The sequence below is a fragment of the Photobacterium sp. 1_MG-2023 genome (genome assembly GCF_030547945.1).
Classification (GTDB): Bacteria; Pseudomonadota; Gammaproteobacteria; order Enterobacterales; family Vibrionaceae; genus Photobacterium.
This window is the reverse complement of the sequence record NZ_JAUORR010000007.1, coordinates 1-14,095: the sequence shown is the minus strand read 5'-3', so window position 1 is coordinate 14,095 and position 14,095 is coordinate 1. Positions and strand designations below refer to the sequence as shown.

17 protein-coding genes are annotated in these 14,095 nt (G+C 52.5%); 13 read left to right on the top strand and 4 right to left on the bottom strand.

The window, feature by feature from the left end; all coding sequences use genetic code 11:
• Positions 1–107: 107 nt before the first annotated feature.
• Both Q4579_RS08255 and Q4579_RS08250 read right to left on the bottom strand, forming a co-directional pair.
• Positions 108–593: a TIGR02444 family protein gene (locus Q4579_RS08255; RefSeq protein ID WP_303563165.1), complete on the bottom strand. Its 486-nt coding sequence runs from the start codon at positions 591–593 to the stop codon at positions 108–110.
• Positions 580–2,508, bottom strand: a complete 1,929-nt coding sequence (locus Q4579_RS08250; protein WP_303563163.1) for an ABC transporter ATP-binding protein — start codon at positions 2,506–2,508, stop codon at positions 580–582. Before Q4579_RS08250 ends, Q4579_RS08255 begins: the two co-directional genes overlap by 14 nt.
• A gap of 248 nt (positions 2,509–2,756) precedes the next feature.
• Here Q4579_RS08250 and kefG point away from each other — a divergent pair, with 248 nt between their 5' ends.
• The 4 genes from kefG (at position 2,757) to slyD (ending at position 5,990) form a co-directional block, all read left to right on the top strand.
• Positions 2,757–3,326 carry a glutathione-regulated potassium-efflux system ancillary protein KefG gene (gene kefG, locus Q4579_RS08245; protein ID WP_303563161.1) on the top strand — a complete coding sequence of 190 codons (570 nt, stop codon included), beginning with the start codon at positions 2,757–2,759 and terminating at the stop codon, positions 3,324–3,326.
• Entirely contained in the window at positions 3,316–5,121 is a 1,806-nt protein-coding gene (gene kefB, locus Q4579_RS08240) for a glutathione-regulated potassium-efflux system protein KefB (RefSeq protein WP_303563159.1), read from the top strand. Before kefG ends, kefB begins: the two co-directional genes overlap by 11 nt.
• 46 nt (positions 5,122–5,167) lie before the next feature.
• Positions 5,168–5,377 carry a YheV family putative zinc ribbon protein gene (locus tag Q4579_RS08235; protein WP_303563157.1) on the top strand — a complete coding sequence of 70 codons (210 nt, stop codon included), beginning with the start codon at positions 5,168–5,170 and terminating at the stop codon, positions 5,375–5,377.
• A 91-nt stretch (positions 5,378–5,468) separates the two neighbouring features.
• The gene (gene slyD, locus Q4579_RS08230; RefSeq protein ID WP_211646428.1) at positions 5,469–5,990 is read left to right on the top strand and encodes a peptidylprolyl isomerase; all 522 of its coding nucleotides are present in this window, start codon (positions 5,469–5,471) and stop codon (positions 5,988–5,990) included.
• Between the two features lie 57 nt (positions 5,991–6,047).
• Here slyD and Q4579_RS08225 read toward each other — a convergent pair whose 3' ends face one another.
• Both Q4579_RS08225 and Q4579_RS08220 read right to left on the bottom strand, forming a co-directional pair.
• Positions 6,048–6,272: a SlyX family protein gene (locus Q4579_RS08225; protein WP_303563156.1), complete on the bottom strand. Its 225-nt coding sequence runs from the start codon at positions 6,270–6,272 to the stop codon at positions 6,048–6,050.
• Positions 6,269–7,270, bottom strand: coding sequence for a hypothetical protein (locus tag Q4579_RS08220; protein WP_303563154.1), 1,002 nt, complete (start codon positions 7,268–7,270; stop codon positions 6,269–6,271). The genes Q4579_RS08225 and Q4579_RS08220 overlap by 4 nt, the downstream gene beginning before the upstream one ends.
• Before the next feature lie 194 nt (positions 7,271–7,464).
• Between Q4579_RS08220 and fkpA the strand changes: the two genes are divergently transcribed.
• From fkpA to Q4579_RS08175, 9 genes are all read left to right on the top strand, one after another.
• Positions 7,465–8,283, top strand: a complete 819-nt coding sequence (fkpA, locus tag Q4579_RS08215) for an FKBP-type peptidyl-prolyl cis-trans isomerase (RefSeq protein ID WP_303563371.1) — start codon at positions 7,465–7,467, stop codon at positions 8,281–8,283.
• A gap of 223 nt (positions 8,284–8,506) precedes the next feature.
• The gene (locus tag Q4579_RS08210; RefSeq protein ID WP_211650032.1) at positions 8,507–9,229 is read left to right on the top strand and encodes a transcriptional regulator; all 723 of its coding nucleotides are present in this window, start codon (positions 8,507–8,509) and stop codon (positions 9,227–9,229) included.
• Complete coding sequence (tusD, locus tag Q4579_RS08205; protein ID WP_303563153.1) at positions 9,226–9,618, top strand: sulfurtransferase complex subunit TusD; 393 nt, start codon at positions 9,226–9,228, stop codon at positions 9,616–9,618. Before Q4579_RS08210 ends, tusD begins: the two co-directional genes overlap by 4 nt.
• Positions 9,619–9,634: 16 nt before the next feature.
• Complete coding sequence (tusC, locus tag Q4579_RS08200; RefSeq protein ID WP_303563151.1) at positions 9,635–9,988, top strand: sulfurtransferase complex subunit TusC; 354 nt, start codon at positions 9,635–9,637, stop codon at positions 9,986–9,988.
• A gap of 21 nt (positions 9,989–10,009) precedes the next feature.
• Positions 10,010–10,300: a sulfurtransferase complex subunit TusB gene (gene tusB / locus Q4579_RS08195; RefSeq protein WP_303563149.1), complete on the top strand. Its 291-nt coding sequence runs from the start codon at positions 10,010–10,012 to the stop codon at positions 10,298–10,300.
• A 176-nt stretch (positions 10,301–10,476) separates the two neighbouring features.
• Positions 10,477–10,851 carry a 30S ribosomal protein S12 gene (gene rpsL, locus Q4579_RS08190; RefSeq protein WP_004399892.1) on the top strand — a complete coding sequence of 125 codons (375 nt, stop codon included), beginning with the start codon at positions 10,477–10,479 and terminating at the stop codon, positions 10,849–10,851.
• A 98-nt stretch (positions 10,852–10,949) separates the two neighbouring features.
• Positions 10,950–11,420, top strand: a complete 471-nt coding sequence (gene rpsG / locus Q4579_RS08185) for a 30S ribosomal protein S7 (RefSeq protein ID WP_211646422.1) — start codon at positions 10,950–10,952, stop codon at positions 11,418–11,420.
• Positions 11,421–11,507: 87 nt separating this feature from the next.
• Entirely contained in the window at positions 11,508–13,604 is a 2,097-nt protein-coding gene (fusA, locus tag Q4579_RS08180; protein WP_303563147.1) for an elongation factor G, read from the top strand.
• 105 nt (positions 13,605–13,709) lie between these two features.
• On the top strand, positions 13,710–14,095 hold a 386-nt coding region (locus Q4579_RS08175), incomplete at its 3' end, for a GTP-binding protein (protein WP_303563146.1).

The following is a 14,095-nucleotide window of genomic DNA, read 5'->3' as shown; positions in this document are numbered from 1 at the left end:
GCGCTGACTGAATCAGGCAAAAGCCCGGCGAATCTTCAATCTGGCGATGGGCGCCCTGACTGCCGGGTGTGTGGTGATGATCTGGTAAGTCAGCCTTGAACTGCGGGTCAGGCTGCGTCAGTGCCGCGAATTGCCTCAGTCAGGCTGGCTGCAGCCAGTCGAACGCAGTACTGGCCCAGATTATCGGCAGGCGGGGGCAGGGCCGCCCGTGCTTGCTGAGTCTGCTGATTCAGACATTGGATCAGATCCTCCTGCTGATTTTGTTCCAGCAGGAGTTCAAAATCCAGCATCTGCTGATAACCGGCCGCATCCAACTGAGGTTTCAGCGCGCGTCGCAGGCGGCGGTAGGCAGACAACTGCGTATCGGTCGCTGACAGGGTCTGCTCCAGCTGACGCATTTCCGTGGTCGACAATGCAAACTGCTGGGTGTCGAGCCAGTGGAGCAAGAGTGCCAGATTGACGTTTCCGGTAAAACGGTCCTGCAGCGCAAGACAGGCGTCACTCACGCCAGCCTGACTATAATGCTGCAGGCAGAAGCGCCAGAACTGATCGGCCTGAAAACTTTGTTTTGTTCGATGATCAGACGTTGGCATTGAATTCCTGCTCCATGCTTTCTAATTGTTCCTGGAGTTCCATCCAGGTCATCTCTACGTCTTCCAGCTCACTTTTTGTCTGGCTTTGTTCCTGCAGTGCCTGATTCAGCCGGGCTTTGTTGTCGGCTTCGTAAATCGAGCTGTCTGACAATGCCGCTTCGGCCTGAGCCAGTGCTTTGCCGAGTGCTTCCATCCGCGCATCAAGCTTGTCGATTTGCTTGCGCAGAGGAGCCGTTTGTTTACGGAATTCAGCTTCCAGGCGCTTTTGCTCCTTGCGGGAGGCGGCGCTGTTGTCTTTGCTGGCTGATTCCGGTTTGGCTGCCTGCTGTTCACGGCGCTCATTGCGCTGTTGTTCCGTCAGCCATTTGTGGTAATCGTTCAGATCGCCATCAAAAGGTTCAGCCTTGCGATCATGCACCAGATACAGGTCGTCCGTTGTCACACGCAGCAGATACCGATCGTGGCTGACAATGACCATGGCACCTTCAAAGGACTGCAGTGCCAGCGTCAATGCCTGACGCATATCGAGATCCAGGTGGTTGGTCGGTTCATCGAGCAGCAGCAGGTTGGGCCGCTGCCAGACAATCAGCGCCAGCACCAGCCGGGCTTTTTCTCCGCCGGAAAACGGGCCCACCAAATCCAGTGCTTTGTCGCCTTTGAAACCAAAGCTGCCGAGGTAATCACGCAACTGCTGCTCTGTCGCTTCCGGCGCCAGACGGTTCATGTGTTGCAGCGGCGTTTCGTCCAGCCGCAAGGTTTCCAACTGATGCTGGGCGAAATAGCCAATTTTAACACCCTGCGAGTAAGTGAGATCACCTGCCTGAGGCGACAGTTCGCCTGATAGCAGTTTGATCAGGGTCGATTTACCGGCGCCGTTACGGCCCAGCAGACCAATGCGGCTGCCCGGCACCAGATTCAGGCGAATCTTATCGAGAATCTGGACGTCACCGTATCCCGCCGCGACCTGATCCATCATGATAATCGGGTTGGGCAGCGAATCGGGCTCACGGAATTCAAAACTGAACGGGTTATCAAACTGCGCTGGCAGCACTTTCTCCATCCGCTCCAGCGCCTTAATTCGGCTCTGTGCCTGACGGGCCTTGCTGGCTTTATAGCGGAAGCGATCGATATAGGACTGCATGTGTGCCATCTGCTTTTGCTGCTTCTGGTACATCGACTGTTGCAGGATCAGTTTCTCGGCGCGCTGATTTTCAAACGACGAGTAGTTACCGGTGTATTCATTCAGGCGCTGATTTTCAACATGGATAATGCGTCCGACGACCGGATCGAGGAAATCACGGTCGTGGGAAATCAGAACCAGCGTGCCACGATAGTTCTGCAGCCATTTTTCCAGCCACAGCACGGCATCCAGATCCAGGTGGTTGGTCGGTTCATCGAGCAGGAGCAGATCAGAGCGGCACAGTAGCGCCTGCGCCAGGTTGAGTCGCATCCGCCAGCCACCGGAAAACTGGGTCAGATTCCAGTTCATCTGTTCCTGAGAGAACCCCAGACCATCCAGCAGCTCAGCAGCCCGGGCTTTGATACTGTATCCGCCAATGGCATCCAGTTTGTCGTGCAGCAGGGCAACTTTGTTGCCGTCGTCGGCTTGCTCGGCAGCCAGCAATGACTGTTCCAGCTGGCGGTATTCGCGATCGCCGTCGATCACATATTCCAGCGCCGGTCGTTCAAGTGCCGGTGTTTCCTGAGCCACCCAAGCCAGCTCCCAATGGGATGGCACACTATGCTGGCCGGCATCGACACTCAGTTCGCCTTTGATCAGGGCAAATAAGGTGGATTTACCACAGCCATTCTTACCGACCAGGCCGACTTTATCGCCTGGGTGAATGGTTGCAGTTGCTTGATCCAGCAGGATGTTTCCGCCCCGCAGCAATTGAATATCAGAAAAGGTGATCATCGCCTGTTACTACCGGCTGAAGCCGCTCCACAACAAATGGGTTACTGGGGCGGCAGTCTATAACAAACTGCGTTGAACTGCGAACAGGTGCAGCACTGTCGGGCAGTGCGATGCGAATTTTGCCATTGATTTCTCAGTAAAAGGGGAATCTCAGGAAATATGCGCCCATGGCCGCAATAATTCGGTATGATGCTTGAACGAGCCCGGTCAGGCTCACCAGATGACTCAGGGACATGAGGATCAGGCCGATGGAACAAGCCCCACCACGTATTCTTCTGATTTATGCGCACCCGGATCCGGATGCGTCTGTCGCCAACAAAGCCATGCTATCCGCAGTGGCAAATCTGCCACATGTCACGTTTCACGACCTCTATGGCAAATATCCTGATTTTTTTATTGATGTGTCGTTTGAGCGCGCTTTGCTGGCGCAACACGACATTCTGGTCTTTCAGCATCCGCTTTATATGTATTCCTGCCCGGCACTGTTGAAGGAATGGATTGATGTCGTGCTCAGTAAAGGATTCGCGCATGGTGACGGCACGGCCACAAAGGGGAAGTACTGGCGATCGGTGATCACCACAGGCGGTGCGGCCGAAGCTTACACACCGGACGGTTACAACCGCAGCAGTGTGGCGGATATCCTCAAGCCCTTCGAATTAACGGCAGAACTCTGCCAGATGCACTGGTTGCCGCCACTGGTTCTGCACTGGGCCAGAAGGATCCCGGCGCAGGAACGACGTGAACATGCGCAGCTGTACCGGGACTGGCTGATGGATCCTTTGAGTGAGACCGGTAAGGAGGTTCAGCATGGCGTCTGATGTGTTAAGTGCCAGTGTGGTTTTTCTGGCCGCCGCTGTGGTGGCTGTTCCTGTCGCGCAGCGGCTGGGACTGGGATCGGTACTGGGCTACCTGCTGGCCGGGATTGGGATTGGTCCCTGGGGGCTGGGACTGATTGATGATGTGGATGAAGTGCTGCACTTTTCGGAATTCGGGGTGGTGCTGCTGCTGTTTCTGATTGGTCTGGAGTTGAACCCCCGAAAGCTCTGGCAGATGCGGCAGCCGATTCTGGGCTTAGGCGGCAGCCAGGTGGTGCTGACCAGCCTGGTGATTGCCTCCGTCGTGCTGTTGTGTGAATCCCTGATTGGTCCGTTGGACTGGCGGGTTGCTCTGGTGATCGGCATGGGGCTGGCATTGTCGTCGACCGCCATTGCGCTGCGGGTGATTGAAGAGCAGGGCATTGGCCGCTCCGATACCGGGCAGTCCGGATTTGCCGTGTTGTTGTTTCAGGATATCGCGGTCATTCCGATGCTGGCATTTCTCCCTTTACTGGCTGGCAGTGAAGGGGGCGGCTGGCTCGATTTGGGTGCGATGATTGCCGGAATTGTGGTGTTGCTGGTCGGTGGACATTTTCTGCTGCGGCCTTTGTTCCGTTGGGTGGTGATGTCCGGGGTGCGGGAACTGTTTACCGTGACCGCATTGCTTTTGGTCATTGGCATTGCGCTGGGGATGGAAACACTGGGGCTGTCGATGGCATTGGGCACTTTTTTAGCAGGTGTGTTGCTGGCAGAAAGTGAGTATCGGCATGAGCTTGAAATTGCCATCGAACCTTTTAAAGGTTTACTGCTGGGGCTATTTTTCATCTCGGTCGGGATGGCCGTCAACCTGGGGTTGCTGTTGAAATTCCCGCTCCAGATTCTGGCTGCGGTGGTGGCTCTGGTGGTCGTGAAGGGATTACTGTTGTACCTGCTGGCCCGGCTGTTTGGCATTCAGGCCAAATCCCGCAGTCAGATGGCCGCGATTTTGAGTCAGGGCGGTGAATTTGCCTTTGTTCTCTTTACCGCAGCGCGTAGTGAAGGTCTGCTCAGTGCTGAGCTGACCGGTTTCCTGCTGGTGGTGGTGAGTCTTTCCATGATGACCACACCACTGATACTGCGGCTGCAGGAGAAATGGTTTATTCGTACCTTCATAGCGGAAGCTGGGGATGAGCCTGCGTCGGATGTGATTGACCGCGAGCCCCGGGTGATTATTACTGGATTTGGTCGATTTGGCCAGGTGGTCGGACGATTGCTGTTTGCCAATAAGATCCGGGTGACGATACTGGAACGGGATCCCGGTCAGATCCAGTTTCTGCGTAAGTTCGGCTATAAGGTGTATTATGGCGATGCAACGCAGCTCGATCTTTTGCGTGCGGCCGGCGCCGAGAAAGCAGAAGCCATTGTTATCTGTACGGACAGCCCGGAAGAGGTCATGCAGGTGGTGGCATTGTGCCAGCAGCATTTTCCGCGATTGAAAATTCTGGCGCGGGCCCGGAGCCGGGTGGAAGCCCATCAGTTGCTCAGTCACGGGGTTGATCGCTTTTCCCGGGAGACCTTTGCCGGAGCGTTGGATCTGGGACGCCAAGCGCTGATTGCGCTGGGAATGCACCCGTATAAAGCCAAACGTGCGGAAGCTCATTTTCGTAAACTGGATACGACAGCCTTACGGGATTTGTTACCGCAGCATTCTGAGGATGTGCATCTGGCGACCCGGGCCAAGGAAGCACGCAAAGAGCTGGAAGAAATTTTTGATCGGGAGATGCGCGGCGAGCGCGAGCGGCATAACGGCTGGGACTGATCCAGCCTGAAGTGAGAAAATTCCAGGCAGTTGAAGGAAGGGAACCATGACGAAGAAACGATTTATTGCCGGTGCGGTTTGCCCGGCCTGTCAGCAGCAGGATACGTTACGCTGGTGGCTTGAAAATGACGTGGAGAAGGTGGAATGCGTTGCCTGCCAGCATACCGACACCCGTTTGCCGAAGTCGGTTGAAGACAGCAAACATGTTGCAGGCACAGCGGAAGCGCAGGTGATCGGTATTTTCAAGCCAGAATAAATGATGGCGGAATCTGCGAACAGGGTTGGCGTCCGGCAGGGCAGATCCGTTATCATTACAGGTTAACCCCATGCTCAAATTCGGAGTAAACATGAAAGTCGCTAAAGACACCGTAGTAAGCCTGGCTTACCAAGTGAAAACCGAAGACGGCGTTGTTGTTGATCAGTCAACCTCAGATGCACCGTTGGATTACCTGCACGGCCACAACAACCTGATCGTTGGTCTGGAGAAAGCCCTGGAAGGTCGTGAAGTTGGCGACAAATTCGAAGTGACTGTTGGTCCGGAAGAAGCTTACGGTGAGCACCATGCAGAAATGGTTCAGCGTGTTCCTGCTGAAGTGTTCCAGGGTGTTGACGAAATCACTGTGGGTATGCGCTTCCTGGCGGATACGGATCAGGGCCCGATTCCAGTGGAAGTGACTGAAGTTGACGGTGACGAAGTGGTTGTCGACGGCAACCACATGCTGGCTGGCCAGACGTTGACCTTTGATGTGGAAATTATGGCAACACGTGCTGCAACGGAAGATGAAGTTGCTCACGGTCATATCCATCAGGAAGGTGGTCATGACCATGATCACGACCATGAAGGCGGTTGCTGCGGACATGACCACTAAGTCATGACGGGAAAACGGGAAGCTCAGGCTTCCCGTTTTTGTCACTGTGAATTGAACTCAGTAATGGGGCGGTGGTGTTTCTTCACTCTCGCTGGCCATCTGAGACACTTGCCCACTTTTGACTTTTCCAACCAGATATCGCATCTGAACCTGCATTTTGTCGATCAGGAACTGCTGTTGTGTCAGCGCCTCATTGAGCTCATCAATGGTCTGCTCCTGAAAAGCCTGTTTCATTTCCAGCTCATCAATCTGTGCCTGGAGCTTCATTTCGATTTCTGTCATTTTTCGCTGTCTGCTGTGTCGTTGGGGCTGAACCAGTCCTGCGCGATCCCGGCCGAGCTGGCAGAACGGACATCACCTTCCGGTGTAATGGCCACATCATACACTACCGCAGACCCCGGACGCTCGTTTTCTTGTACGGCTGCCTGCCAGTAGCCTTGCCGCTCTCCTGTTGCGGTCTGCCACAGTTCTACCCGGCGGGATGGGGTGCCGGTTGCCAGCAGTTCACCGCTATCGGAGAAACGGGCGCTGGAGAAATTCTGCTGTCTCAGACGAATCTTTAAAGCCGTCTGCTGTTGTCCGTTTGTCAGATCCCAGATAAAGGCATCGTTCCCGCTGTCTGCCGTCATGGCCAGTTTTCCGTCACGTTGCAGGCTGACCCGGTTGACCCTTAACGCATGATCGAACCGATAAATGATCTGCCCGCTTTCGGTATCCCATAAATAGGCATGCTTATCGTCGCCGCCAGACAAGGCGTAGTGACCATTGGGAGCCAGCGCGACTGCATTTACTTTTTCCCGATGGGCGAGGAACTCCAGCCGTCTGCCGTTGCCCAAGTGGACGTATAAAGCTTTACCGTTTGAGAGCGCGAGCAGGACCTGCTGACCATCATTGGCAATAGCGGCATCCCGGATGACGGCATCTGAGACAGACCAGAGTCCTTTGGCTTGTCCCCAGGCCAGATCCCAGACGGCAAAGTTCTGTGCGGTTGCGGTGATCGCAAAACGTTGATTGTCGGAAATTGCGCTGTTTGTCACGTTTGTGTGATTTGGATCTTGAGAACCTAAATCCGCTAACTTTTTGTTTTGCTGAAGATCCCAGAGCACGATACCTTGTTGGGCTGAATAAAATAATGCGAAGCGACCATCCCGGCTCAGGCTGAATGTGGTTGCACCGTCAGCCGCCAGGGTCCAGCGCTGACGTTCCGGCCCTGAAATATCACATCCCGAAAGGGTAAACAGTGCCAGGATGAATGTGACTGTAAATAAAGTTTGACGCATGTTCTAAACTTTCCGTATTTCTTTCTGGGGTGCCGGATAAAAATCCGACAGAACCTTGAGCGTTGTGACTCAAGGTAAGAAAAAATTTGGTATTAGTATATTGATATGGCATGGTTTTAACACAGCTGTGAAAAACCATGCATAAAATTAAGAGCTTAGACTCTGAATAAATGGAGAGATACATGAAACCAGTTCTGAAACCAGTTCTGAAAATGTCTGCACTGGCAGCAACAATTTTGCTGGCTGTTGGCTGTCAGGATGAGAAAACTTCGGCACCGGCGGACACTGCAGCGCCCGCTCAGGTTGAGCAGACGGCAGCAGAGTCGGCCCAAGCGTTTGATTCTGAAGACCAGAAAGCGGCTTACGCGATTGGTGCGTCCCTGGCGCAATATCTGTCTGCCAATCTGGAGCAGCAAAAAGAGCTGGGTCTGGATCTGAAAAAAGAAGATGTGCTGGCAGGTGTGAGTGATGTCTTTGCCGGCAGCAGCCGTCTGTCTCAGGACGAGACGCAACAAGCGCTGCAAGAGCTGGATAAGCGCGTTTCTGACATGATGCAGGCGAAAGCGAAAGAAGAAGCAGCAAAGAATACCCAAGCTGGTGATGATTTCCGCGCTGAGTTTGAAAAGCAGGAAGGCGTGAAGAAGACTGAGTCTGGTCTGCTGTATCAAGTGGAAAAATCAGGTGAAGGTGAGCAGCCAAAAGCGACCGATACCGTTCAGGTTCACTATAAAGGAACGCTGGTTGACGGCACCGAGTTCGACAGCTCTTATAAACGCGATCAGCCAGCAACATTCCCGCTGAATCAAGTGATTCCGGGCTGGACGGAAGGTGTTCAGCTGATGCAAGTGGGCTCGAAGTTCAAGTTTGTGATCCCGCCAGAGCTGGCTTACGGTTCTCAGGCAAACCCAAGCATCCCAGCGAACTCTACGCTGGTGTTTGAAGTGGAACTGCTGGATATCATCCAGCCGGATCAAGACGCAGAAGCGACAGCTGGCGCGCACAACCACGAATAATCCGCAGAACACTGAATTGTGACTGCAAGAAGCCCGGCGCATCTATCGCCGGGCTTTTTTCGTTGTTCAGCCAGCAATTTTATGCATTTGAATTTTCATTTTGTGAAGACCTGTATTCATATTCTGATAAACTTGCAAGCAAGAATTGAAATTTCCCCCGTTTCGTTGAATCGCAGCGCGACTGCTGTGTGAAGAGACGGGCGTGAGCAAGGAAGACAGGAAAGTGGTATCGACAGATAACTTTGGCTCAGAAGTCATGGTGGAAAGTGACTTAATTGAAACCCGGACCTTCACCGAGCACGACTTTGCCATTTTACGTTCATACGAAGCCGTGGTAGATGGTCTGGCCGCATTGATCGGCCCGTTTTGTGAAATCGTGCTGCATTCGCTGGCCGATTTGAATACATCCGCAATCAAAATTGCCAATGGTGAAAATACGGGTCGTAAAGTGGGTTCGCCAATCACCGATCTTGCATTGCGGATGCTGCGTGATATTGAAGGTTCGGAACGAAACTTCTCCCGGGCTTACTTTACCCGCGCCAAGGGTGGGGCACTGATGAAATCCATCACCATTGCGATTCGCAATGCGGATGACAATATCATTGGACTGCTGTGTATCAACGTGAATCTGGACGCCCCTTTTTCTCAGATCTTGCAATCTTTCATGCCGACCGATGAAGCCAAACAGGCGGCTTCCAGTGTGAATTTTGCCAGTGACGTCGATGAGTTGGTGGATCAGACTGTCGAGCGAACCATTGAAGAAATTAATGCAGACAAGAATGTCTCGAACAATGCCAAGAACCGTCAGATCGTGATGGAGCTGTACGACAAAGGTATTTTTGATATTAAAGACGCCATCAACCGGGTGGCGGACCGTTTGAATATTTCTAAGCACACGGTGTATCTCTATATCCGCCAGCGCAAAACTGAGGACGGCGAAAAATGAGCCTGACTTTTGCTCTGGTGGTGGACGGCCCGGCATACGGGACGCAAAACGCCCGCAGCGCTTATCAGTTTGCGCAGGCTGTCGTTGCCGCCGGGCATCAGCTTCAGCGGGTGTTTTTTTATCAGGATGGTGTGCACAACGGTTCGGCGCTGACCGCGCCAGCTTCTGATGAGTTCGACCTGTTGCGTGCCTGGCAGCAACTCGGGCGTGAGCATCAGGTCGAGTTACAAACCTGCGTGGCAGCCGCGTTACGTCGTGGGGTTGTCAGTGAGCAGGAAGCACTTCAGAACAGCCTGCCGGGGAATAATCTGGCTGAAGGTTTTGAGCAGGCTGGGTTGGGCGGGCTGGCAGAAGTCCTGCTCAGTGCAGATCGTGTCATTCAGTTTTAACGACTTCGGAATGTTTATGTCTATCGGATTTGTGTTTCGCTCCGTCCCTCACGGCCAGAACAGTGGTCGGGAAGGGTTGGATGCCGTGCTGGCCACTTCAGCTTACAGTGAAGCGTTGCAATTGTTCTTCATCGGCGACGGTGTCTGGCAACTGGTGAAAGGGCAGCAAAGTGACGCCATTCTGAGCCGTGAATACAGCGCTGCCTTTAAAATGCTGTCTTTATATGACATTGAGGAGATCTTCGTTTGTGGGGAATCTCTTGACCAGCGTGGCCTGAATGAAGATGACTTGCTGATTGACGCAGAGCGGTTAACTCCGGTTTCCCTGCAAACGAAATTACACCGCTGCCAGAAACTTCTGAGCTACTAAATCCTTCGCACCGAGGCGTTTATGCTACACATGGTCTTTTCATCTCCCTTTCAGAATCGTTCCCTGCAGCAATGTGAGGCTCAGCTTCAGCCCGGAGATGAAGTGTTGTTGCTGCAAGATGCTGTGGTTGCGGCGGTATCGCCGGACCAGCTTGATACGATTACCGCACAGGGGATTCCTGTCTATGCGCTGGCGTCCGATTTGATGGCCCGGGGATTGGCGGCTCGTGTCAGTGAAGCTGTGACTGTGATTGATCATCAGGAATTCGTTGAACTGACGGTGCGCCATCCCAATAGTCTGAAATGGGCCTGATCCCGGTCTGAGACAGGCTTGAACCGCCTTGAAACAGCTGATTAAGAAATGATCATTGCTGTGATCGCTGTATAGATCTTGACACCTTATATCGCGACGCCTAAAATTTCGCGTCCTCCTGTTGTTGGGAGGCGGATTTTTCACCTTTACGAAAGTAAATAATCAGGAGCTATTTAATGGCAACTATTAACCAGCTGGTACGCAAACCACGTGCAAAGCAAGTTGTTAAAAGCAACGTGCCTGCGCTAGAAGCGTGTCCACAAAAGCGTGGTGTATGTACTCGTGTATACACTACTACTCCTAAAAAACCTAACTCCGCACTGCGTAAAGTATGTCGTGTACGTCTGACCAACGGTTTTGAAGTGACTTCATACATCGGCGGTGAAGGCCACAACCTGCAAGAGCACAGTGTTGTTCTGATCCGTGGTGGTCGTGTTAAAGACCTTCCAGGTGTGCGTTACCACACTGTTCGTGGTGCACTTGACTGTGCAGGCGTTAACGACCGTAAACAAGGTCGTTCTAAGTACGGTGTGAAGCGTCCTAAGTCTTAATGGAATCCGTTAAGTAAGGCCAAACACTAAATTAATTGTAATTTTGAAAAAACTGAAAAGTTTTGGATAAAACCTGAAGAAGACAACGGAGAATTTCCATGCCACGTCGTCGCGTAATTGGTCAGCGTAAGATCCTTCCAGATCCTAAATTCAAATCTGAATTGCTGGCAAAATTCGTCAACATCCTGATGGTTGACGGTAAGAAATCTACTGCAGAAAAAATTGTTTACACTGCACTGGATACAATGGCAGAGCGCTCTGGTGAAGAGCACCTGTCTATTTTTGAAAAAGCTCTTGAGAACGTTCGCCCAGCGGTAGAGGTTAAATCTCGCCGTGTTGGTGGTTCAACTTACCAGGTGCCAGTAGAAGTACGTCCAGTACGTCGTAATGCTCTGGCTATGCGTTGGTTGGTTGAAGCTGCGCGTAAGCGTGGTGAAAAATCTATGGCGGGTCGTCTGGCTGCTGAAATGCTGGATGCTGCTGACAACAAAGGTTCTGCTGTTAAGAAACGTGAAGACGTTCACCGTATGGCAGAAGCGAACAAAGCGTTCGCACACTACCGCTGGTAATTTCATTATTAGCGAATGGGCGCAGCAGGCTTGGCCTGCTGCGCCCGTACCATTTTCTAAGGTTCACCTTAGTAAGAGGATTCAACCGTGGCTCGCAAAACTCCTATTGAGCGTTACCGTAACATCGGTATCTGCGCTCACGTAGACGCCGGTAAAACAACCACGACCGAGCGTATCCTGTTCTACACAGGTCTTTCCCATAAAATTGGTGAAGTACACGACGGTGCCGCTACCATGGACTGGATGGAGCAGGAGCAAGAGCGTGGGATCACCATTACCTCTGCTGCCACCACAACCTTCTGGCGTGGTATGGACGCTCAGTTCCCTGAGCATCGCATCAATATCATCGACACCCCAGGACACGTTGATTTCACTATCGAAGTAGAGCGTTCCCTACGCGTACTTGATGGTGCAGTGGTTGTTTTCTGCGGCTCATCCGGTGTCGAACCCCAGTCTGAAACTGTATGGCGTCAGGCTGATAAATACGAAGTGCCACGTATGGTCTTCGTCAACAAGATGGACCGTGCGGGTGCTGATTTCCTGCGCGTGATTGAGCAGATCAAGAACCGTCTTGGCGCAAATCCGGTACCAATTCAACTGAACATTGGTGCGGAAGAAGAATTCAAAGGTGTGATCGACCTGATTAAAATGAAAGCGATCAACTGGAATGAAGCCGATCAAGGCATGAGCTTCACTTATGAAGAGATTCCAGCTGACCTGCAGGATCTGGCCGACGAGTGGCACACTAATCTGGTGGAGTCAGCGGCGGAAGCGACCGAAGAGCTGATGGACAAGTACCTGGAAGAAGGCACGCTGTCTGAAGCTGAAATCAAAGCCGGTCTGCGCCAGCGTACGCTGAACAACGAGATTGTTTTGGCGACCTGTGGTTCTGCATTTAAAAACAAAGGTGTCCAGGCGGTCCTGGATGCAGTCGTTGAGTTTTTGCCATCGCCAACGGAAGTGAAATCTATCCGTGGTGAGGACATGGACGGGAACGAAGTGAAACGTCACTCCAGCGATGATGAACCATTTGCTGCACTGGCGTTCAAGATTGCGACTGACCCATTCGTGGGCACGTTGACCTTTATGCGCGTTTATTCGGGCGTTGTGAATTCAGGCGATACCGTCTACAACACCGTGAAAGATAAGCGTGAACGCTTTGGTCGTATCGTACAGATGCACTCCAACAAGCGTGAAGAAATCAAAGAAGTTCGAGCTGGCGACATCGCGGCAGCGATTGGTCTGAAGAACGTGACCACGGGGGATACCCTGTGCGATCCGGATCATAAAGTGGTTCTGGAGCGTATGGAATTCCCTGAACCGGTCATTCAGATTGCTGTTGAACCAAGGTCGAAAGCCGACCAGGAAAAAATGGGGATTGCGCTGGGTAAACTGGCGGCAGAAGATCCATCTTTCCGGGTAGAAACCGATGAAGAATCCGGCCAGACCCTGATTTCAGGGATGGGTGAGCTTCATTTGGATATCATCGTTGACCGTATGAAGCGTGAGTTCAGCGTAGAATGTAACGTTGGTAAACCTCAGGTTGCTTATCGTGAGACTATCCGTGGTAAAACGGAAGTGGAAGGTAAGTTCGTACGTCAATCTGGTGGTCGCGGCCAGTACGGTCACGTCTGGCTGAAGATTGAACCTTCAGAGCCGAATGCTGGCTTCGTCTTTGTTGACGAAGTTGTCGGTGGTACGGTACCGAAAGAATATATCGGTGCAGTTGCCAAAGGTATCGAAGAGCAGATGAAAAATGGTGTGCTTGCCGGTTATCCGGTATTGGACGTCAAAGCGACGCTGTTCGATGGTTCTTACCACGATGTTGACTCGAGCGAAATGGCGTTTAAGATCGCCGGTTCTATGGCGTTCAGGAAAGGTGCTCTTGAGGCACAACCTGTGATCCTTGAACCTATGATGAAAGTTGAAGTAACCACACCGGAAGACTGGATGGGTGATGTCGTGGGTGACCTGAACCGTCGCCGCGGCATTATCGGTGGTATGGATGAAGGTCCTGCTGGACTGAAAATGATCCGTGCTCAGGTTCCGCTTTCCGAGATGTTCGGTTACGCAACGGATCTTCGTTCTGCAACGCAAGGTCGCGCATCCTATTCGATGGAGTTCAGCGAATATGCTGAAGTTCCGAAGAATATCGCCGACGGTATCGTCGCTGAGCGTGGCTAAACATCAGCAGAAATATTGCGTCAACTTCGGTTGGCGCATAAAATACAACTTCTGACGCGTCCCACCAGTCAGTGGGGCGAATCACAACTAGGAAGGAACACGATCGTGTCTAAAGAAAAATTTGAACGTACGAAACCGCACGTTAACGTTGGTACTATCGGCCACGTTGACCACGGTAAAACAACTCTGACTGCTGCAATCTGTACTACTTTGTCTAAAGTATACGGCGGTTCTGCGCGTGACTTCGCATCTATCGATAATGCGCCAGAAGAGCGTGAGCGTGGTATCACAATCTCTACTTCTCACGTAGAGTACGATACTCCGACTCGCCACTACGCACACGTTGACTGCCCAGGACACGCCGACTACGTGAAAAACATGATCACCGGTGCTGCTCAGATGGACGGTGGTATCCTGGTTGTTGCTGCGACTGATGGCCCAATGCCACAAACGCGTGAGCACATCCTGCTGGGTCGTCAGGTTGGTATCCC

Coding starts and splice junctions, on each gene's coding strand:
- slyD (WP_211646428.1), top strand. CDS start 5,469: ATGAAAGTCGCTAAAGACACCGTAGTAAGCCTGGCTTACCAAGTGAAA.
- Q4579_RS08225 (WP_303563156.1), bottom strand. CDS start 6,272: ATGACAGAAATCGAAATGAAGCTCCAGGCACAGATTGATGAGCTGGAA.
- Q4579_RS08250 (WP_303563163.1), bottom strand. CDS start 2,508: ATGATCACCTTTTCTGATATTCAATTGCTGCGGGGCGGAAACATCCTG.
- Q4579_RS08235 (WP_303563157.1), top strand. CDS start 5,168: ATGACGAAGAAACGATTTATTGCCGGTGCGGTTTGCCCGGCCTGTCAG.
- tusC (WP_303563151.1), top strand. CDS start 9,635: ATGTCTATCGGATTTGTGTTTCGCTCCGTCCCTCACGGCCAGAACAGT.
- Q4579_RS08255 (WP_303563165.1), bottom strand. CDS start 593: ATGCCAACGTCTGATCATCGAACAAAACAAAGTTTTCAGGCCGATCAG.
- tusB (WP_303563149.1), top strand. CDS start 10,010: ATGCTACACATGGTCTTTTCATCTCCCTTTCAGAATCGTTCCCTGCAG.
- kefB (WP_303563159.1), top strand. CDS start 3,316: ATGGCGTCTGATGTGTTAAGTGCCAGTGTGGTTTTTCTGGCCGCCGCT.
- rpsL (WP_004399892.1), top strand. CDS start 10,477: ATGGCAACTATTAACCAGCTGGTACGCAAACCACGTGCAAAGCAAGTT.
- Q4579_RS08220 (WP_303563154.1), bottom strand. CDS start 7,270: ATGCGTCAAACTTTATTTACAGTCACATTCATCCTGGCACTGTTTACC.
- rpsG (WP_211646422.1), top strand. CDS start 10,950: ATGCCACGTCGTCGCGTAATTGGTCAGCGTAAGATCCTTCCAGATCCT.
- tusD (WP_303563153.1), top strand. CDS start 9,226: ATGAGCCTGACTTTTGCTCTGGTGGTGGACGGCCCGGCATACGGGACG.
- kefG (WP_303563161.1), top strand. CDS start 2,757: ATGGAACAAGCCCCACCACGTATTCTTCTGATTTATGCGCACCCGGAT.